Annotated in this window: 18 protein-coding genes; 3 read left to right on the top strand and 15 right to left on the bottom strand. The window is 62.8% G+C overall.

All coding sequences use genetic code 11. The features are described from left to right. Positions 1-140: 140 nt before the first annotated feature. From ntrC to dusB, 3 genes are read right to left on the bottom strand one after another with little or no spacing between them, the layout of a single operon-like run. Positions 141-1,595 carry a nitrogen regulation protein NR(I) gene (gene ntrC, locus ACH196_RS30120; protein ID WP_396650539.1) on the bottom strand — a complete coding sequence of 485 codons (1,455 nt, stop codon included), beginning with the start codon at positions 1,593-1,595 and terminating at the stop codon, positions 141-143. Between the two features lie 8 nt (positions 1,596-1,603). After that, positions 1,604-2,728: a nitrogen regulation protein NR(II) gene (locus ACH196_RS30115; protein WP_396650538.1), complete on the bottom strand. Its 1,125-nt coding sequence runs from the start codon at positions 2,726-2,728 to the stop codon at positions 1,604-1,606. Continuing rightward, complete coding sequence (gene dusB / locus ACH196_RS30110) at positions 2,725-3,750, bottom strand: tRNA dihydrouridine synthase DusB (protein WP_396650537.1); 1,026 nt, start codon at positions 3,748-3,750, stop codon at positions 2,725-2,727. The genes ACH196_RS30115 and dusB overlap by 4 nt, the downstream gene beginning before the upstream one ends. A gap of 151 nt (positions 3,751-3,901) precedes the next feature. Here dusB and ACH196_RS30105 point away from each other — a divergent pair, with 151 nt between their 5' ends. Both ACH196_RS30105 and ACH196_RS30100 read left to right on the top strand, forming a co-directional pair. Continuing rightward, complete coding sequence (locus ACH196_RS30105; RefSeq protein WP_396650536.1) at positions 3,902-5,119, top strand: bifunctional 2-C-methyl-D-erythritol 4-phosphate cytidylyltransferase/2-C-methyl-D-erythritol 2,4-cyclodiphosphate synthase; 1,218 nt, start codon at positions 3,902-3,904, stop codon at positions 5,117-5,119. Continuing rightward, positions 5,116-5,604: a CinA family protein gene (locus tag ACH196_RS30100; protein ID WP_396650535.1), complete on the top strand. Its 489-nt coding sequence runs from the start codon at positions 5,116-5,118 to the stop codon at positions 5,602-5,604. Before ACH196_RS30105 ends, ACH196_RS30100 begins: the two co-directional genes overlap by 4 nt. 25 nt (positions 5,605-5,629) lie before the next feature. On the opposite strand, the gene ACH196_RS30095 is transcribed toward ACH196_RS30100, so the two are convergent. The 12 genes from ACH196_RS30095 to ACH196_RS30040 form a co-directional block, all read right to left on the bottom strand. After that, entirely contained in the window at positions 5,630-6,106 is a 477-nt protein-coding gene (locus tag ACH196_RS30095; RefSeq protein WP_396650534.1) for a type II toxin-antitoxin system RatA family toxin, read from the bottom strand. Between the two features lie 13 nt (positions 6,107-6,119). After that, complete coding sequence (gene lipA, locus ACH196_RS30090; protein WP_396650533.1) at positions 6,120-7,082, bottom strand: lipoyl synthase; 963 nt, start codon at positions 7,080-7,082, stop codon at positions 6,120-6,122. A gap of 131 nt (positions 7,083-7,213) precedes the next feature. Then, a complete protein-coding gene (locus ACH196_RS30085; protein ID WP_396650532.1) occupies positions 7,214-7,471 on the bottom strand; it encodes a GlsB/YeaQ/YmgE family stress response membrane protein in 258 nt (85 codons plus the stop codon). 75 nt (positions 7,472-7,546) lie between these two features. After that, entirely contained in the window at positions 7,547-8,989 is a 1,443-nt protein-coding gene (gene lpdA / locus ACH196_RS30080) for a dihydrolipoyl dehydrogenase (protein WP_396650531.1), read from the bottom strand. 13 nt (positions 8,990-9,002) lie between these two features. Beyond that, positions 9,003-9,641 carry an SGNH/GDSL hydrolase family protein gene (locus ACH196_RS30075; protein ID WP_396650530.1) on the bottom strand — a complete coding sequence of 213 codons (639 nt, stop codon included), beginning with the start codon at positions 9,639-9,641 and terminating at the stop codon, positions 9,003-9,005. A gap of 8 nt (positions 9,642-9,649) precedes the next feature. After that, a complete protein-coding gene (locus ACH196_RS30070; RefSeq protein ID WP_396650529.1) occupies positions 9,650-10,081 on the bottom strand; it encodes a hypothetical protein in 432 nt (143 codons plus the stop codon). Continuing rightward, on the bottom strand, positions 10,078-10,620 hold the full coding sequence (locus ACH196_RS30065) for an HdeD family acid-resistance protein (RefSeq protein WP_396650528.1): 543 nt from the start codon (positions 10,618-10,620) through the stop codon (positions 10,078-10,080). Before ACH196_RS30065 ends, ACH196_RS30070 begins: the two co-directional genes overlap by 4 nt. Before the next feature lie 28 nt (positions 10,621-10,648). Then, on the bottom strand, positions 10,649-12,049 hold the full coding sequence (locus ACH196_RS30060) for a pyruvate dehydrogenase complex dihydrolipoamide acetyltransferase (protein ID WP_396650527.1): 1,401 nt from the start codon (positions 12,047-12,049) through the stop codon (positions 10,649-10,651). Positions 12,050-12,051: 2 nt separating this feature from the next. Continuing rightward, positions 12,052-12,666, bottom strand: a complete 615-nt coding sequence (locus ACH196_RS30055; RefSeq protein ID WP_396650526.1) for a Uma2 family endonuclease — start codon at positions 12,664-12,666, stop codon at positions 12,052-12,054. Positions 12,667-12,746: 80 nt separating this feature from the next. Next, positions 12,747-14,147: a pyruvate dehydrogenase complex E1 component subunit beta gene (locus tag ACH196_RS30050; protein WP_396650525.1), complete on the bottom strand. Its 1,401-nt coding sequence runs from the start codon at positions 14,145-14,147 to the stop codon at positions 12,747-12,749. Positions 14,148-14,160: 13 nt separating this feature from the next. Beyond that, positions 14,161-15,204 (bottom strand): pyruvate dehydrogenase (acetyl-transferring) E1 component subunit alpha, encoded by a 1,044-nt coding sequence (gene pdhA, locus ACH196_RS30045; protein ID WP_396650524.1) that lies wholly within the window; start codon positions 15,202-15,204, stop codon positions 14,161-14,163. Between the two features lie 170 nt (positions 15,205-15,374). Then, positions 15,375-15,704 carry a septum formation initiator family protein gene (locus tag ACH196_RS30040; RefSeq protein ID WP_396650523.1) on the bottom strand — a complete coding sequence of 110 codons (330 nt, stop codon included), beginning with the start codon at positions 15,702-15,704 and terminating at the stop codon, positions 15,375-15,377. 458 nt (positions 15,705-16,162) lie between these two features. Here ACH196_RS30040 and ACH196_RS30035 point away from each other — a divergent pair, with 458 nt between their 5' ends. Beyond that, positions 16,163-17,965, top strand: a complete 1,803-nt coding sequence (locus ACH196_RS30035) for an ABC transporter ATP-binding protein (RefSeq protein WP_396650522.1) — start codon at positions 16,163-16,165, stop codon at positions 17,963-17,965. Positions 17,966-18,018 lie beyond the last annotated feature (53 nt).

The following is an 18,018-nucleotide window of genomic DNA, read 5'->3' as shown; positions in this document are numbered from 1 at the left end:
TCGTATCGGATGTATGCAACGCATTGTGGCGATTATGCAACAAAACCCTCGCGAGGGGAAATTCCTTCCCCAATATTCAAGGATGGGATGGTGTGACGGAGCCCTTGGCTGTGGAGATTCAGGCCAGCCTTACCTGAAACTCAGGTCTTCGCTGCCCGGTAGACGTTCACCCCCAACTCGCGGATCTTCTTGCGCAGCGTGTTGCGGTTCAGGCCGAGCAGGTCCGCCGCCTTGATCTGGTTGCCGCGCGTCGCCGTCATCGAGGCAAGCACCAGCGGGAACTCGACCTCGGCGAGAATCCGCTGGTAGAGGCCGGACGGCGGCAACTCGCCGCCGAACGCCGCGAAATAGCGCTGCAGATAGTGTTCCACCGCCTGCCCGATCGACAGATCGTCTGGCAACAGCCTGCCGCCCGGCATTGACGGTTGCTCGCCGGTCTTCAGCTCCGATTCGATGATCTCGGCCGAAATCTCGTCCTGCGCATAAAGTGCGGCCAACCGGCGGATGAGGTTTTCCAGCTCGCGCACATTGCCCGGCCACGGGTAGCGTTTCATCAGTTCGATGCCACCGGACGAGATGCGCTTGGTCTGCAATCCCTCCTGCTCGCCCTGCTTGAAGAAGTGGCGAACCAGGTCCGGAATATCTTCCCCACGCTCGCGCAGCGGTGGAAGGCGCAATGGCACGACGTTGATTCGATAGAATAAATCCTCGCGGAAAAGTCCCTGGTTGATCAGCGTGCGCAGGTCCTTGTTGGTCGCCGCGACGATGCGCACATCGGTCTTGATCGGAGTACGCCCGCCAACCGTCGTGTATTCGCCCTGCTGCAGCACGCGCAGCAGCCGCGTTTGCGCTTCCATCGGCATGTCGCCGATCTCGTCGAGGAACAGCGTCCCGCCTTCGGCCTGCTCGAAACGCCCGGTCGAGCGGTTCTGCGCGCCGGTAAAAGCGCCCTTCTCATGGCCGAACAGTTCCGATTCGATCAGGTCGCGCGGGATGGCAGCCATGTTGATCGCCACGAATGGCCCGTTGCGGCGCCGCCCATATTCGTGCAGCGCGCGTGCCACCAGTTCCTTGCCGGTGCCCGACTCGCCAGTGATCATCACCGTCAGGTCCGTCTGCATCATGCGCGCCAGCATGCGGTAGATGTCCTGCATGGCGGGCGAGCGACCGACCAGCGGCATCGAATCGGGTGTTTCGTCGGGCGCCGGCTCGCCCTTGGGCCGCTTCGGCTCCGAAAGCGCGCGGTTGACGATGTTGAGCAACTCGTTGAGGTCGAAGGGCTTCGGCAGGTATTCGTAGGCGCCGGTCTCCGAGGCGCGGATCGCCGTCATGAACGTGTTCTGCGCGCTCATGACGATGACCGGCAGTTCCGGCCGCGCCTTCTTGATTCGCGGCAGCATGTCGAAGGCGTTCTCGTCCGGCATCACCACGTCGGTGATGACGATGTCGCCCTCGCCCGCCGCCACCCAGCGCCACAGCGTCGCTGCGTTGGAGGTGACGCGCACCTCGTGGCCGACGCGCGACAGCGCCTGGTTGAGCACGGTGCGGATGGCGGCGTCGTCGTCCGCCACGAGGATGTTGCCGCGGGGCTTCATGTCACCTCTCATGATGCGTTCCCCTCGCCAACCGGCGTTTCTTTCCAGGCCGGCATCAGGATGCGGAACGTCGTCCCGCGCGTCGTCGAATCGCACTCGATGATGCCGCCATGCTCACCGACAATTTTCGCAACCAGCGCGAGACCCAGCCCGGAACCGTTCGGCTTGGTGGTGATGAACGGGTCGAACAGGATCGGCAGCAGGTCTTCCGGCACGCCAGGCCCGTTGTCATGCACGCAGAATTCCAACGGCAGCGAAACCCTGTCCTGCGAGCCCGCTACGGAAACACGGATACCGGGCCGGAACGCAGTCGATAGCGTGATTTCGGCCGACGGCGAATTGCCGGTCGCCTCCGCCGCGTTCTTGATCAGGTTCAGGAACACTTGCACCAACTGGTCGCGGTTCGCATAGACCGGAGGAAGCGACGGATCATAATCCTCGAAGATCTTGATCTTGCTTCCAAATCCATTCCTGGCAATGGCCTTCACATGGTCGAGCACCACATGGATGTTGACCGGATGCCGGTCGATCGGCCGCTCGTCGGAAAACACTTCCATGCGGTCGACCAGCGAGACGATCCGGTCCGTCTCGTCGGTGATCAGGCGGGTGAGCGACCGGTCTTCGTCCGACACCACGGTTTCCAGCAATTGCGCGGCGCCGCGAATGCCCGACAGCGGATTCTTGATCTCGTGCGCCAGCATCGCCGCCAGCCCGGTCACCGAGCGCGCAGCACCGCGATGCGTCATCTGCCGGTCGATCTTGTCGGCCATCGAGCGTTCCTGGAACATGATGACCACCGAGCCTGGCAGTTCCGGCACCGGGGCGACATAGAGGTCGACCACCCGTTCTATGCCGAGGCGCGGCGACGAGATGTCGACGCGGTATTCGTTGACCGGCGCGGCGCGCTCGCGCACCTGGTCGACCAACGTCAGGATCGGGCTGCCGAACGGTAGGAATTTTGCCAGCGTGGCACGTGCCAGCATCGAAGCGCTAGAGCGAAAGAAATCCTCCGCATCGGCATTGGCATAGACGATCAACCCGCTCGGCCCAATCATGATCACCGGCCGGCGGATCGTGTTGAGCACGATCTGCGCGGCCGCTTCGGCTTCGGGCTGCGGGGAAGCGATATTCATGCCGCGCTCCTCATTGCCGAAATCTCCACGGCTACCGAAAAAGCATGGCGCAGCGCTTCGATGACGACCGGTGGCTCGGTCGACCGCAGGATCGTCGCGCGCAGTTCCGCCGTGAACAGTGGCGCATGCCGGTCAAGGTACCAGCCAAGATGCTTCCTGGCCTGGCGCAGGCCGCTCTCGACGCCGTACAGCACCAGCATGTCCTCGTAGTGAGCGACGACGTAGTCGGCGAGCGCCCCGCCCTGTGGCGGCTGTATGCCGCCCCCTGTGCCCGCACTGGCTGCGACAAAGCCGGCCGTCCACGGCGCGCCATAGTTCGCCCGGCCGACCATCACCGCATCCGCGCCGGACTGCTCCAGCACAGCCGTCGCGTCCGCAGCCGTCCCGATATCGCCATTTGCCACCACCGGGATCGACACGGCCTCCTTGACGCGGCGGATGGCCCGCCAATCTGCACTGCCCTCGTAGAACTGACAGCGGGTGCGTCCGTGAATGGTCACCATGCGCACCCCGGCTTTTTCCGCCCGCCGCGCCAGATCAGGTGCATTCAGTGCCCCCTCGTCCCAGCCGAGCCGCATCTTGACCGTCACCGGTACGTCGACGGCGGTTACCACCGCGTCGATCAGCGTCAACGCATGATCCAGATCGCGCATCAGCGCCGAGCCGGCATAGCCGCCGGTCACCTTCTTGGCCGGGCAACCCATATTGATGTCGATGATGTCGGCGCCCTCGCCCGCCGCGATGCGCGCGCCTTCGGCCATGTGCCCCGCCTCGCGTCCGGCAAGCTGCACCATATGCACGTCGAGCCCCGAATGCCGGATCCTCAACTGCGAGCCGGCCCGGCCTTTCGCCAGCTCGCCGCTGGCCACCATTTCCGACACCACCAGCCCCGCGCCATGCGCATGCGCCCGCGCCCGGAACGCCTGGTCGGTGATGCCCGACATCGGCGCCAGAAAAACCCGGTTGCGGATCGTCACGTTGCCGACCACCAGCGGGCGGGCTAAATCGGAAACGTCAGCCATGCACAAAAACGAAGCAACTTTCCTGCATGCTCAATCTCTAGCCAGAAACCGACCGGACTGCAACCGGCAGGACATTGGAAAATGTCGGACGCAGCGGAAAGCGCTAGCCCTCGGATTTCCTTGCGACTAAGCCTCTCGCATGAATGCTCAAATGACAAAAGCCGAAGAGCGCCGCGTCGCCGTCGTCATTGTCGCGGCGGGACGCGGCGAGCGCGCCGGTGTCGCCGACGGACCGAAGCAATACAGGCTCGTCGGCGGCAAGCCGGTCATAAGCCGCTCGATTGGAGCGTTTCTGCGGCATCCTGCGATCGGTCAGATCGTCGCTGTCATCCACCCGGACGACCATGCGTTGTTCGCCGAGGCCGTCAAGACGCTTGCCAGCAAGGTGACCGTCGTCGACGGCGGCGCCACCCGTCAGGATTCGGTTCGGCTGGGCTTGCAGGCATTGCGTGAGACAGCACCCGCAAAAGTGCTGATTCATGATGCCGCCCGACCCTTCGTGGACATCAGCCTCATCGACCGCACCATCGAAGCGATCGGCGAGCGCCAGGCGGCGCTACCGGCCGTTGCTGTCTCGGATACTTTGAAGCGCGGCGGCAGCGATGGAATTGTGTCGGAAACCGTATCGCGCAGCGGCCTTTTTGCCGCACAGACGCCGCAGGGTTTTCCCTTCTGGCCGATCCATGCGGCGCATCTCAAGGCGCATCATGCCGGCAAGATGGATTTCACAGACGACGCGGCAATCGCCGAATGGACGGGAATACCGGTGAAACTGGTCGAAGGCTCGCCGGACAACATCAAACTCACCTGGGCGCGAGATATCGAGATGGCGCATCAGAGATTATCGGCCGAGCAAGCGTCGACTCTGCGTTTTCCCGACGTGCGCACTGGCAACGGCTACGACGTCCATTGCTTCGAGGAAGGCGACTATGTCTGGCTGTGCGGTGTGAAAATTTCCCACACCAAAAAGCTCTCCGGGCACTCCGACGCCGACGTCGGCCTGCACGCCCTGACCGACGCGCTGCTGGCAACGCGCGGCGCCGGCGATATCGGCACGCATTTCCCGCCTTCCGATCCGCAATGGAAGGGCGCGCGCTCGCGCATCTTCGTCGAGCATGCCGTATCTTTGGTGCGCGCCGCCGGCGGGCGCATCGCCAATGCCGACATCACTTTGATCTGCGAGGCGCCGCGCATCGGCCCTCACCGCGAGGCGATGACAGCGGCGATTTCGGAAATGCTCAGCATTGATCCGGGCCGTGTTTCGGTCAAGGCCACCACCAATGAGCGCCTCGGCTTCATCGGCCGCGAAGAAGGCATTGCGGCCATCGCCACGGCTACCGTCATTTATCCAGGAGAGGTGTCCGCATGACCGAGATCGCGGATGTTGCCAATCGTTTCCTGAAAGCCTGTCTGACCAGGAAGATCCTTTCGGCCACTGCGGAATCCTGCACCGGCGGCCTGATCATCGCGACGCTGACCAACATTCCGGGTTCGTCCTCGATGGTTGACCGCGGTTTCGTGACGTACTCCAACGAGGCCAAGATGGAGATGCTCGGTGTCTCGAAAGCCACGCTCGACGCCTATGGCGCGGTGTCGCGTGAAACCGCACTCGAAATGGCCGCCGGCGCTCTGAAAAATTCCCGTGCCGGCATCACGCTCGCTGTCACCGGCGTCGCCGGCCCGGACGGCGGGTCGGCTGAAAAGCCCGTCGGGTTGGTGTGGTTCGGCCTTGCTTTGTCCGGGCACGAACCGGTCGCCGAGAAACGTATCTTCGATAACAACGGCCGCGACTTCATCCGCCGCCAGACGGTGAAGGTCGCTTTGGAGATGGGGATAGCGGCGCTGGAGGGCTGAAGGCTTTTCCGGCGGACAAGGTCATTCAAGCCGGCCGGACGGCTTCTTTGCTGAGAGAGCTGTAGGTTACATCGGCGCGCTTCTCGAAAGCCTCGGCGAACATGCGGAAGGCGCGGTCGAACATCGAGCCCATGACCATGCCGAGCAGGCGGCTCTTGAATTCATAGTCGATTTCGAAATGGATTTCGCATTCGCCCTGCCCGGCCGGCTCGAAGCGCCAGACATTGCTCAGATATTTGAACGGCCCGTCTATGTATTTGACTTCAATGCGGTTTTCGGCGGGCTTCAGATGCACCTGGCTGGTGAACGTCTCGCGGATCGCCTTGTAGCCCACCGTCATGTCTGCGACCAGGATGGTTTGACCGTCGCGGTCCTTGCGCGAGCGCACCGACAGCGCCTCGCAAAGCGGCAGGAATTCCGGGTACTTCTCGATATCCGCTACCAGCGCGAACATCTGCTCCGGGGGATGCCGGACATGCCTTGTCGTCTCGAATTTCGGCATGAAAACCCTGGCCTTAGACGGCTTTCTTCAATGATTTCTCGCGCGCCGCGCGCAGCCGGGCGAAATCCTCGCCGGCATGGTGCGACGAACGGGTCAGTGGGCTCGACGCCATAACCAGGAAACCCTTGGAAAGCCCAATGGTTTCAAAGGACTTGAACTCATCCGGAGTAACGAATTTTTTCACCGGATGGTGCTTTTTGGACGGCTGGAGATATTGGCCGATGGTCATGAAATCCACATCCGCCGAGCGCAGATCGTCCATCAGTGCCAGAACCTCGTTCCGCTCCTCACCCAGCCCGACCATGATGCCCGACTTGGTGAAAATCGACGGATCGAGTTCCTTCACCCGCTGCAACAGCCGGATCGAATGGAAATACCGTGCGCCTGGCCTGACCGTCAGATAGTTCGACGGCACGGTTTCCAGATTGTGGTTGAAGACGTCGGGCTTCGCGGCCACCACGATCTCGAGCGCGCCTTCCTTGCGCAAAAAGTCGGGCGTCAGGATTTCGATTGTCGTATCAGGGTTTAGCGCCCGGATGTTACGGATCACCGCGGCGAAATGCCGGGCGCCACCATCGTCCAGATCGTCGCGGTCGACCGAGGTGATGACCACATGCTGCAGCCCCATCTTGCGCACGGCACGCGCCACGCTGCCCGGTTCGGTCGGGTCGAGCGGGCCGGGCTTTCCGGTCGCGACATTGCAGAAGGCACAGGCGCGGGTGCAGATCTCGCCCATGATCATGAAGGTCGCGTGCTTCTTGTCCCAGCACTCGCCGATGTTCGGGCACCCGGCCTCCTCGCACACCGTCACCAGATTGTGCGAGCGCACGATCTCACGAGTCTCGGCGTAACCCTTTGAATTCGGGGCCTTTACCCTGATCCAGTCGGGTTTGCGCGCGACTTCCTGATCGGGCCGGTGGGCCTTTTCCGGATGGCGCGGCCTGGGATTGGCTATGGTATCGACAAGTGTCACCATCGGTATTCGTCAGCCTTCGGCTTGCTCGGGCGGGTAAAGAGCCAACGTTTCATCTAGGCCCTTTCAGGTCAAAGAAAAAGGCCGGGCGGCGCATGCCGTCCCAGCCTTCCGGACATAGCTGTTCGACAGATTTAACGGCGCACCAGACGCCCCACAAAGATCAGCAGGCAGGCGCCAATAAAACCGGTGATCAGATAGGCGAACCAGCCGACGCCGAACACACCGATGTTGAGTGCTGTCAGGATCGCGTTGAGCACGATCGCGCCGACAATGCCCAGAATGATGTTCATGAAGATGCCCATGTTGCTCTTCATGAACATTTCCGCCAGCCACCCGGCCAAGCCGCCGATGATGAGTGCCGCTATCCAACCTACGCCATTCACGTCCATGATCGCCGCCCTCCTGTGCGTGCAAAATCAGCGACATAACGGACACGGCGCTATACGGTTCCGGCTGCACGGAGATCAGGCGTTCAGCGCGCGACCATAGGCGTCGAGCACGCTCTCCTTCATCATCTCAGAAAGCGTCGGATGTGGGAAGATTGTGTGCATCAACTCTTCCTCGGTGGTTTCGAGGTTCATGGCGACGACGAAACCCTGAATGAGCTCGGTGACTTCCGCGCCGACCATATGAGCGCCGAGAAGCTGGCCGGTCTTCTTGTCGAACACCGTCTTGACCAGGCCCTGGTCCTCTCCAAGCGCCACCGCCTTGCCGTTGGCGACGAAGGGAAAACGGCCGACGCGCACGTCGTAGCCGGCTTCCTTCGCCTTGGCTTCGGTCAGCCCGACGGAGGCGACCTGCGGGTTGCAATAGGTGCAGCCGGGGATCTTCAGTTTGTCCATCGGATGGACGTTCAGTCCGGCAATCTTCTCGACGCAGACGACGCCCTCGTGCTCGGCTTTATGGGCCAGCATCGGCGGGCCGGCCACATCGCCGATGGCATAGATGCCGGGCACGTTGGTGCGGCAATAGCCGTCGATGACGATGACGCCACGCTCGGTCTTCACGCCGAGCGTTTCAAGACCGATGTTTTCGATATTGGCCTGCACGCCGACGGCTGAGATCAGCCGGTCGGCGGTGATTTTCTGGGTCTTGCCGTCCTTGGTCTCGACATGGGCGGTGACGGAGTCCGCTCCCTTCTCGACCTTGGTCACCTTGGCGTCGAGCAGGATCTTCATGCCCTGCTTCTCGAACTGCTTTTTGGCAAGCGCCGATATTTCGGCGTCCTCGATCGGCATGACCTGCGGCAGCAACTCGACCACCGTCACGTCGACGCCCATGGTGCGGTAGAACGACGCGAACTCGATGCCGATGGCGCCGGAACCCATGACAAGCAGCGATTTGGGCATCGCCGGCGGCACCATCGCCTCGAAATAGGTCCAGATCAGCTTTCCGTCCGGCTCGATGCCCGGAAGGGCGCGCGGCCGCGCGCCGGTGGCGATGATGATGTGTTTTGCTTGATAAGTCCCCTCGCCCAGCGTGTTCTTCGGGACCGGGCCCATCGGCTCCATCGGCTTCTTGGTGGTCTTCGACACGACGATCTCGCCGGGCTTTGTCAGCTTCGCCTCGCCCCAGATGACGTCGACCTTGTTCTTTTTCATCAGGAAGCCGACGCCGTTGTTCATGCGCTGGGCGATGCCGCGCGACCGGTCGACGATCGCCTTCAGGTCGGGCGAGACGCTGCCTTCCAGCTTCAGGCCGTAGCTCTTGGCATGTTCGGCATAGTGAAAAATCTCGGCCGTGCGCAGCAGTGCCTTGGTCGGAATGCAGCCCCAGTTCGAGCAGATGCCGGCCAGATGCTCGCGCTCGACGATCGCCGTCTTGAGGCCGAGCTGCGCGGCGCGGATGGCGGCGACATAGCCGCCGGGACCGGAGCCGATGATGATAACGTCGTAGGATTGAGCCACGGGAAAATCCTTCCTAGATGCCCAAGGTCTTTCTAACGAGCGGCGCCAGCGCCTTGCCGATGGCGCGGGTGTTTTCCGCGTCGAGGTGGACCCCATCAAGCGGCGTGGTTTTGGCGACAGTCCCGGCATCGAAGAAGCCGCAGCCGATCTCATTGGCCAGCGCCTGATAATAGCTCGCCAGATGTTTCGATGCCTCGTTGCCGCCTTCGAAGGCCGAGGTGAACTCGATGTTGTCGGTGCGGCTGACCTGCGGCGGCGAGACGATGATCAGTTTTGGCGGCGGCGCGGCCAACTGGTACGGATGGGTGCGCGCGATCTGCGCCAGCCGCGCCATGCCGTTCTTGGAAACAAAGGCGTTGCCGTGGATCCACGGCTTCATGTCGTTGGCGCCAAGCATGATGATGACGAGGTCGAGCGGCGAATGCGTGCCGAGCACGCCGGGCAGCGTGCGCGCGCCGTTGCGGTCTTCGCCGGCGAGATGGTCGTCGAAGGCCGTGGTGCGGCCGTTGAGACCGTCGGCGATGACATGCACACTCGGGCCGAGTTCGGCCTGAAGCACTGACGGCCAGCGGTCGGCCACCGCATGCCGTGACGGGCCTTCGGCATTGTAGCCCCAGGTCAAGGAGTCACCGTAGCAAAGGATGTTCTTCATGACGTTCTTCAGTTTCCTCCAACCTCAAGGCGCGGCGCGCCGACCCGCCATCGTACGAACAGCCAATCCACCAGGATGATCGCAAAGCCTGGCAGGGACAGGCCGGCAACGATGGGCAGATCGGCCTTCATCTTGTCCAGGTCGCCGCCGACCGCCCAGTATTCGAAGCCGAGCAATGCGACCACAAGCACGGCGAAGATCGCCAGCGACCATTTTGCTACCGCATCCACCGCTCGCCGCGCGTTTTTTGCGAACTGGGCGATGAAGAAGACAAGCGCGAACACCAGCGCCAGAAGGACAACGGCGATGAAGGCCAGTATATATTCCTCGGTGGCGCCCGTCGCCACCGCCAGTTGCTGTGCGACCATGCCGCCCACGAGCAGCGACAGGAAAAGCGACATGAACGAGGTGAAGAAACCCGCACTGTATCGGTCGATCACGCGTTGCGCAGGCCGAGCGCCACCATCAGCAGGAAGGCGCCATTAGACAGAAGCTCGATCGCCAGCAGGATGCCCAGCACAGCAGCCGCCGAATATGGGAAGTCGGACAGGATCATGATGCCGAGGACGATCGAGAGAACGCCGGACAAGGCGGCAAAACCCCAGCCGGATACCGGGCGCAGCGAAAAGGCGTACATCACCTTCACCACACCGAGAACCAGGAACAGGATCGCCACCAGCATCGTCAGTGACAGCGCACCGGCCAGTGGATTGCCGAGCAGCGATACGCCGACCGCCAAAGTCACCACGCCAAGCAGGAGCGACCATAGGAAACCCGGCCAACCCTTCACGCTGAAGGCCTGGACAATTTGCAGGACGCCGAACAGCAGGAAGGTCCAGCCTGCAAGCCATACGGCAGTGATCGTCGCCGCGAGTGGATTGAACAGCGCCAATATACCGCCGATCAGCGAAATCACGCCGAGAATGGCAAGCCAGATCCACGACGTCTTGAGCCTCTGTACCTGTTCAGCCGTAGCCATAGTTCCCTCCTCACATGGGTTTCGACAATCAAACCAGCATTCCGATCGGGTTTTCGATGTAGCGCTTGAACGCGCCGAGCAGTTCGGCGCCAAGAGCGCCATCGACTGCCCGATGGTCGGTAGACAGCGTCACCGACATGACGGTAGCAACCTTGATCTCGCCATTCTTGACGACCGGCCGCTGCTCGCCGGCGCCCACCGCCAGGATGGTCGCATGCGGCGGGTTGATGACGGCGGAAAAATCCTTGATGCCGAACATGCCGAGATTGGACACGGCCGTGGTGCCGCCCTGATATTCCTCCGGCTTCAGTTTTCGGCTCCTGGCGCGCGCCGCCAGGTCCTTCATCTCGTTGGCGATGACCGACAGCGTCTTCTGGTCAGCCTTACGGATGATCGGCGTGATCAGGCCGCCGGGGATGGACACCGCGACGCCGACATCGGCGTGCTTGTGTTTCACCATCGCGGTCTCGGTCCACGAGGCGTTGGCGTCCGGCACGTCCATCAGCGCCAGCGCCATCGCTTTGATCACCATGTCGTTGACGGAAAGCTTGTAGGCCGGAACCTCGCCCTTATCGGTCTTCTTCATGGGTGCTGCGGCGTTCAGTTCGCCGCGCAGCTTCAGCAGGGCATCGAGTTCGCAGTCGAGCGTCAGGTAGAAATGCGGGATCGTGCTCTTCGCCTCGACCAGGCGGCGGGCAATGGTCTTGCGCATATTGTCATGCGGAACGAGGTCGTAGGAGCCTTGCTCGAACAGTTTGAGCACCGCGTCGTCGGACATCGGCTTCACCGCAGGAGCGGCGGCAGGCGCTGCCTTGGCCGCCGGAGCGGCTGTTTCGGCCGCCGCCGGCTTCGAGGCGGGAGCCTTCGCGCCGCCGGCGACTGCGGCTTCGACATCGGCCTTGACAACACGGCCATGCGGTCCGGAGCCAGTTATCGCCGCGACGTCGACGCCGGCATCCTTGGCGATGCGCCGCGCCAGCGGCGAGGCAAAGGTGCGATCACCAGTCGCATGGCCGTTCGCTGCGGGTACAGCAGCCGGGGTTTCCGCCTTGGCGGCAGATTTTGCTTCCTCGGCAATCGCCGGGGCAGCCTTGGCAGGCTCCGCGGCTGCAGGAGCAGCCTCCGCCTTGGGAGCCTCGGCCTTTGCCGGCGCACCAGCGCCCTTGGCGGCCGCGCTCGCGTCCTCGCCATCGCCCGCCAGAACGGCGATCAGCGCGTTGACTTTGACGCCCTCGGTGCCGGCCGGCACGACAAGTTTCGCCACCGTGCCTTCATCGACGGCCTCGACTTCCATCGTCGCCTTGTCGGTCTCGATCTCGGCGATGACGTCGCCGGGCGAAACCTTGTCGCCCTCCTTGACCAGCCACTTGGAGAGATTGCCTTCCTCCATCGTGGGTGAAAGGGCCGGCATGGTGATGTTGATCGGCATGGTTAGCGGTCTCCGGCGTAAAGGGCTTGCGGATCTTCGTTGAAGCCGAGCGGCGGGTCGAGCGGCCACAAATCGGCCAGCGAGAAGGAAATGGCATCGAAGGGCGGGACCCGCACGTTGTCGTCGGAGTTCCAGGCTCCGATTTTCGCCCATCGTCCGTGATCAAGTTCGAACGCTTCGAGGAGTTGCAAGCGCGGGTCGATCAGCCAGAGATGGGGAACACGCGCCTCTGCATAAACACGCATCTTAACAGTGCGGTCGCGCGTTTCGGTCGATCCCGAAAGAATCTCGCACACCCAATCAGGCGAAACCTCCGTGAACGCAGTTTTCGGGACGACCGGAAGTCGCTCACGCCGCCAGCCGGCGATGTCTGGGACCAGCACATGATTCTGGAGATGGAGTTCCGGCTCGATCACGAAAATCCAACCGCCCGGACCGCCCCTGCCCTTCTGGAATGGCCCAGCCAATTCATCGCCGAGGCTTGTTGCGGTCAAACCATGTCTCATGGAGGGGCGGGGATGCGTCCGTAGCACCCCGTCAATAATCTCCGCCACCAGATGCGGCGGGACCGCTTCCAGGTCGGCATATGTGGCGCGCTTTTTGGCGGGTTCGGCCATGTTGGTTGGATGGTTCCGTTGTCGAGACAATTTCCCTTGCAACGATCGTAGCGGCGGATCACGCCTCCGCCAACTCCGCCCTACCGATATGTCACCGCCTTCACCGCCGCGACGACCTCGCCGACATTCGGCAGTGCCAGCTTTTCCAGATTGGCCGCATAAGGCATCGGCACGTCCTTGCCGGCAATGGTGATCACCGGCGCGTCGAGGAAGTCGAAGGCGCGCTGCGATACCTGGTTGGCGATGAAATCGCCAACCGAGGACTGCGGGAAACCCTCCTCGACCACCACCAGCCGGTTGGTCTTTTTCACCGAGGCAATGACTGTATCAAGGTCCATTGGGCGGATGGTCCTGAGGTCGATGATCTCCGCATCGATGCCGAGCTTGGCCAGTTCGACCTCGGCCTTGATCGCAAGGGCCATGCCGATGCCGAAGGAGACGATCGTGACGTCCCTGCCCTGCTTGTGGATGCGCGCCTTGCCGATCGGCAGCACGAAGTCATCCAGCTTCGGCACGTCGAAGGAATGGCCGTAGAGGATTTCGTTCTCGAGGAAGATGACCGGGTTCGGGTCGCGGATCGCCGCCTTCAGCAGACCCTTCGCGTCGGCCGCCGTATAGGGCATGACGACCTTGAGGCCGGGGACATGGCTGTACCAGGCGGCATAGTCCTGGCTGTGCTGGGCGGCGACGCGCGCCGCCGCGCCATTCGGGCCGCGGAAGACGATCGGCGCGCCCATCTGGCCGCCCGACATATAAAGCGTCTTGGCAGCGGAGTTGATGATCTGGTCGATCGCCTGCATGGCGAAGTTGAAGGTCATGAACTCGACGATCGGCTTCAGCCCGGCCATCGCAGCACCCACGCCGACGCCGGCGAAACCGTGCTCGGTGATCGGCGTGTCAACCACGCGGCGCGGGCCGAATTCCTGCAGCAGCCCCTGCGTGATCTTGTAGGCGCCCTGATATTCGGCGACCTCCTCGCCCATGACGAAGACATCCTCGTCGCGGCGCATCTCTTCCGCCATGGCGTCGCGCAGCGCCTCGCGCACGGTGGTGGAGACCATCTCGGTGCCGGCGGGAATATCGGGATCGGCGGCGACCTCGGTCTTCGGCGCGGCAGCAACGGGTGCAGCGGCTTCCGACTTCGCGGGCTCGCTCTTAGCCGGCGCTTCTTCGGCTTTTGCCGGCTCCGCCTTGGGCTCAGGCTTGGCAGCGGCCTCGCCAGCCTTGCTGACATCCTCGCCATCGACAGCCAACACGGCGATCGGCGTGTTGACCTTCACACCTTCGGTGCCGGCGGGGATCAGGATTTTTCCAAGCACGCCCTCGTCGACGGCCTCGACCTCCATGGTCGCCTTGTCGGTCTCGATCTCGGCGATCACGTCGCCGGCGACGATCTTGTCGCCTTCATTCTTCAGCCACTTGGACAGATTGCCCTCTTCCATCGTGGGTGACAGGGCGGGCATCAGGATCTCGATCGGCATGACTCACCCTCCCTCAGTGTACGATGTCGGTCCAAAGCTCGGACGCATCCGGCTCCGGATCGGTCTGGGCAAAATCAGCCGCGTCGGCAACGATGTCGCGCACCTCCTTGTCGACCGCCTTGAGCTCGTCCTCCGTCGCCCATTTCTTGTCGATGACGCGCGCCTTCACCTGCTCGATCGGGTCGTGCTCGGAGCGCATCTTCTGGACCTCCTCCTTGGTCCGGTATTTCGCCGGATCGGACATTGAGTGGCCGCGATAGCGATAGGTCAACATTTCCAGGATGATCGGGCCGTTGCCGGAGCGGCAATGCTCCAGCGCCATCTCGCCGGCCGACTTCACCGCGCGAACGTCCATGCCATCGACCTGGATGCCGGGGATGCGGAAGGAAGCGCCGCGTTGCGAGAAATCCGTTTCAGCCGAGGACCGCGCCACCGAGGTGCCCATGGCATAGCGGTTGTTCTCGATGACGTAGATGACCGGCAGCTTCCACAGCGAAGCCATGTTGAAGCTCTCATAGACCTGACCCTGGTTGGCGGCGCCGTCACCGAAGAAGGTCAGCGAAACGTTCTTGTTGCCGCGATAGCGGTTGGCGAAGGCCAGCCCGGTGCCGAGCGACACCTGCGCGCCGACGATGCCGTGGCCGCCGTAAAAATTCTTCTCCTTGGAGAACATGTGCATGGAGCCGCCCTTGCCGCGCGAAAGGCCGCCCCGGCGCCCGGTCAGCTCGGCCATCACGCCACGTGGCGAAAGCTCCATGGCGAGCATATGGCCGTGATCACGATAGGCGGTGATCATCTGGTCGCCTTCAACCATCGCCAGCTTCAGGCCAGTGACGACCGCCTCCTGGCCGATATAAAGATGGCAGAAGCCGCCGATGAAACCCATGCCGTAGAGTTGGCCGGCCTTCTCCTCGAATCGCCGGATCAGCAGCATGCCGCGATAGGCGGCGAGTTCCTGTTCCTTGCTGAAATCGGACGGCTTGGGCGCCGTTAGAGTTGGCTGGGATTTCCCGTCCGCCTTCGATTTGGCGGACGATTTCCTGGCGGCCTGGGCCATGCAATCGCTCCCTGGAAACTGTCTCTTATCGGACATGCGGGAGCCGTTGCAGCTCCTACGTTGCTCAGAAGGCTAGCATGTGGAACGGCATTCGGCCATGCGAAAAAATGCATGGCTGACATGCAGCTAAGCGATTAAAATCATTGCGGATAAGTATGATTAACTGGAACTCAGTTAATCTTGTCGCCAGGCGAAAGCATGATCGTTACTTCGTCGGCATGCGAAAGATTGAGCGCCTGGCGCGCCTGTTCGTCCAGCATATCCTTGTCGATCGTGCCGTCATGCAGCATCCGCACCTTGTTCTCCAGGGCGACACGCTGCCCACGGACGGCGTCGAGCTCAGTCTGAAGAACCGCGGCACGGGCACGCAACTGGTCCTTGGAATTGATGCCGAACTCGCCATGATAGACATGGTAGCCGAAATAGGACAGCACGGCGACGGAGAGGGCCGGCACGATCAGTCGACCGGTCCTGCGGGGGCGATGCTGGCGTGTCCACATGGCATGATTCCTTAGCTCCTCCATGTCGCCCGAACTTGCTTAACGGGCGGTTACCCCTGCCGATCGACCGGCGCCGGAAAGCGGATGGAGAACGGGTCGGCGTGACAAGAGCGACACGGTTGATGGGCCACGTGCGCTTTTTCGCCGCCAAGGGGTTGGCGAAACCGCAAGCCTCTTTTATAGGCACTTCGCTGCGAATCCCGTTTGGGAGGGTACGAATGACAGAATTTGAAATCGCGATGCGAGGCCGCAAGGCCTAGGTCCTCGGCGCCGGACCGGAAGGCCATTGGTCTTTCCGGAGAAAACGGCGCTCGAATAAAGGACCCGACGCGGCCCGGCCGCCACCTGGCTCCGGCCAGCTTCAAATTCACTTCGACCGCTACAAGGGACGTCTTGTCCCGCGTGGCATTCCGTTTCAGCTTTTTGGGATCGGCCGCTTTTGGCGTCCGGGAAAAATCATGACTCGTTACCGCATCGATCTGCGCGGCGGTGCTTTCCGCAGCGTCTTCCGCTTCACCGGCAGCCATTGGTTCCGGCAACCCGTCCGGCTGGCGACGATCATGGCAGCGGTGCTGGTCTCCACGCTGGCCGACGTGCTGACGCCGCTCTACACCGGCCGGCTGGTCGACGCCGTGGCGAGCGGCGGCGCCACGAATGAAGTCGCGTGGAATGCGGCCATCGCCGCCTTCGCGATGCTGCTGGCGCTGGCGCTCGGCGCCATCGTGTTCCGCTACGTCGCCTTCATGGGCATCATCGACCTGACGCTGAAGATGATGGCCGACATCGCGGCGGACGCTTTCCACCGCGTGCAGCGCTTCTCGACCGACTGGCACGCCAACAGCTTTGCCGGCTCGACGGTGCGCAAGGTGACGCGCGGCATGTGGGCGCTCGATCTCTTGAACGACACGATCCTGGTCGCGCTGTTTCCGTCGCTGGTGATGCTGGTCGGCTCGACCTTGCTGCTCGGCTGGTACTGGCCGCTGATGGGCGCCATCATCGCCGTCGGGTCGATAATCTACATCATCCTGACGGTGGCCTTGTCGCTGGGCTACGTGGCTCCTGCCGCCAGCCTCGCCAATAAATGGGACACAAAACTCGGCGGCGCGCTTGCCGACGCGGTGAGCTGCAACGCGGTCGTCAAGGGTTTTGGCGCCGAGGACCGCGAGGACCATAGGCTTGCGCATATCGTCGGCAAGTGGCGGCACCGCACACGCCGCACCTGGGTGCGCGGAACCCTGAACGGCACAGCGCAAGGCGCGACGCTGCTCGTGCTCAGGGCGGCGGTAATCGGCTTCGCGCTCTATCTGTGGTCGGAGGGACAGGCGAGCGCCGGCGACATCGCCTTCGTGCTCACCTCGTTCTTCGTGCTGCAGGGTTATCTGCGCGACGTCGGCATGCATGTGCGCAATGTGCAGCGCTCGGTCAACGACATGGAGGAACTGGTCGAGATCCAGGGCCATCCGCTCGGCATCGCCGACCATGCCGGCGCTAAGCCGATCCGCATCACCAACGGCCGCATCGAGTTCGACAACGTCACCTTCCACTACGGCAACCACCGGCTCCCACTCTACAAGGATTTTTCCGTGGCGATCGCGGCCGGCGAGCGCGTCGGGCTGGTCGGCCATTCGGGGTCGGGCAAGACGACCTTCGTCAAGCTGATCCAGCGGCTCTACGACCTGAACCAGGGCGCGATCCTGATCGACGGGCAGGATATTGCTGCGGTGACGCAGGCTTCGCTACGCCAGCAGATCGCCATCGTCCAGCAGGAGCCGATCCTGTTTCACCGCTCGCTGGCGGAGAACATCGCCTATGCGCGGCCGGGCGCCAGCCAGGCTGAGATCGAGGAGGCGGCGAAGCTTGCCAGCGCACATGACTTCATCATGCGGTTACCGAAGGGATACGGCACGCTGGTCGGCGAGCGGGGCGTAAAGCTGTCGGGCGGCGAGCGCCAGCGCGTGGCGATAGCCCGGGCTTTCCTTGCCGACGCGCCGATCCTGATCCTCGACGAGGCGACGTCCAGCCTCGATTCGGAATCCGAGGTGCTGATCCAGCAGGCGATGGAGCGGCTGATGGTCGGGCGCACGACGCTGGTCATCGCGCATCGGCTGTCGACGGTCCGCGCGCTCGACCGGCTGTTGGTGTTCGACAATGGCCGAATCGCCGAGGAAGGCAGCCACGACGCGCTGATCCGCCGCGACAGCGGCATCTATCGCCGGCTGTTCGAACGGCAGGCGCTGGAACTGACCAGAGGTATGATCTGACAAACGAAAAGGGGCCGCGCGCAAGCGCGGCCCCTTGAGCCCATCGCTCAATC

Origin of the sequence: Mesorhizobium sp. IMUNJ 23232 (assembly GCF_044326205.1) — a bacterium.
Taxonomy (GTDB): Bacteria; Pseudomonadota; Alphaproteobacteria; order Rhizobiales; family Rhizobiaceae; genus Kumtagia.
The sequence above is the reverse complement of the archived record's forward strand: the minus strand, read 5'-3'. Positions and strand labels throughout refer to the sequence as shown.

Bases quoted from the DNA above. Each gene is read 5' to 3' on its own strand.
- ntrC (WP_396650539.1), bottom strand. From the start codon at position 1,595: ATGAAGCCCCGCGGCAACATCCTCGTGGCGGACGACGACGCCGCCATC.
- ACH196_RS30055 (WP_396650526.1), bottom strand. From the start codon at position 12,666: ATGGCCGAACCCGCCAAAAAGCGCGCCACATATGCCGACCTGGAAGCG.
- ACH196_RS30040 (WP_396650523.1), bottom strand. From the start codon at position 15,704: ATGTGGACACGCCAGCATCGCCCCCGCAGGACCGGTCGACTGATCGTG.
- ACH196_RS30105 (WP_396650536.1), top strand. From the start codon at position 3,902: ATGACAAAAGCCGAAGAGCGCCGCGTCGCCGTCGTCATTGTCGCGGCG.
- ACH196_RS30050 (WP_396650525.1), bottom strand. From the start codon at position 14,147: ATGCCGATCGAGATCCTGATGCCCGCCCTGTCACCCACGATGGAAGAG.
- ACH196_RS30075 (WP_396650530.1), bottom strand. From the start codon at position 9,641: ATGAAGAACATCCTTTGCTACGGTGACTCCTTGACCTGGGGCTACAAT.
- ACH196_RS30060 (WP_396650527.1), bottom strand. From the start codon at position 12,049: ATGCCGATCAACATCACCATGCCGGCCCTTTCACCCACGATGGAGGAA.
- ACH196_RS30085 (WP_396650532.1), bottom strand. From the start codon at position 7,471: ATGGACGTGAATGGCGTAGGTTGGATAGCGGCACTCATCATCGGCGGC.
- ACH196_RS30115 (WP_396650538.1), bottom strand. From the start codon at position 2,728: ATGAATATCGCTTCCCCGCAGCCCGAAGCCGAAGCGGCCGCGCAGATC.
- ACH196_RS30035 (WP_396650522.1), top strand. From the start codon at position 16,163: ATGACTCGTTACCGCATCGATCTGCGCGGCGGTGCTTTCCGCAGCGTC.
- ACH196_RS30100 (WP_396650535.1), top strand. From the start codon at position 5,116: ATGACCGAGATCGCGGATGTTGCCAATCGTTTCCTGAAAGCCTGTCTG.
- ACH196_RS30095 (WP_396650534.1), bottom strand. From the start codon at position 6,106: ATGCCGAAATTCGAGACGACAAGGCATGTCCGGCATCCCCCGGAGCAG.
- ACH196_RS30065 (WP_396650528.1), bottom strand. From the start codon at position 10,620: ATGGCTACGGCTGAACAGGTACAGAGGCTCAAGACGTCGTGGATCTGG.
- lipA (WP_396650533.1), bottom strand. From the start codon at position 7,082: ATGGTGACACTTGTCGATACCATAGCCAATCCCAGGCCGCGCCATCCG.
- pdhA (WP_396650524.1), bottom strand. From the start codon at position 15,204: ATGGCCCAGGCCGCCAGGAAATCGTCCGCCAAATCGAAGGCGGACGGG.
- dusB (WP_396650537.1), bottom strand. From the start codon at position 3,750: ATGGCTGACGTTTCCGATTTAGCCCGCCCGCTGGTGGTCGGCAACGTG.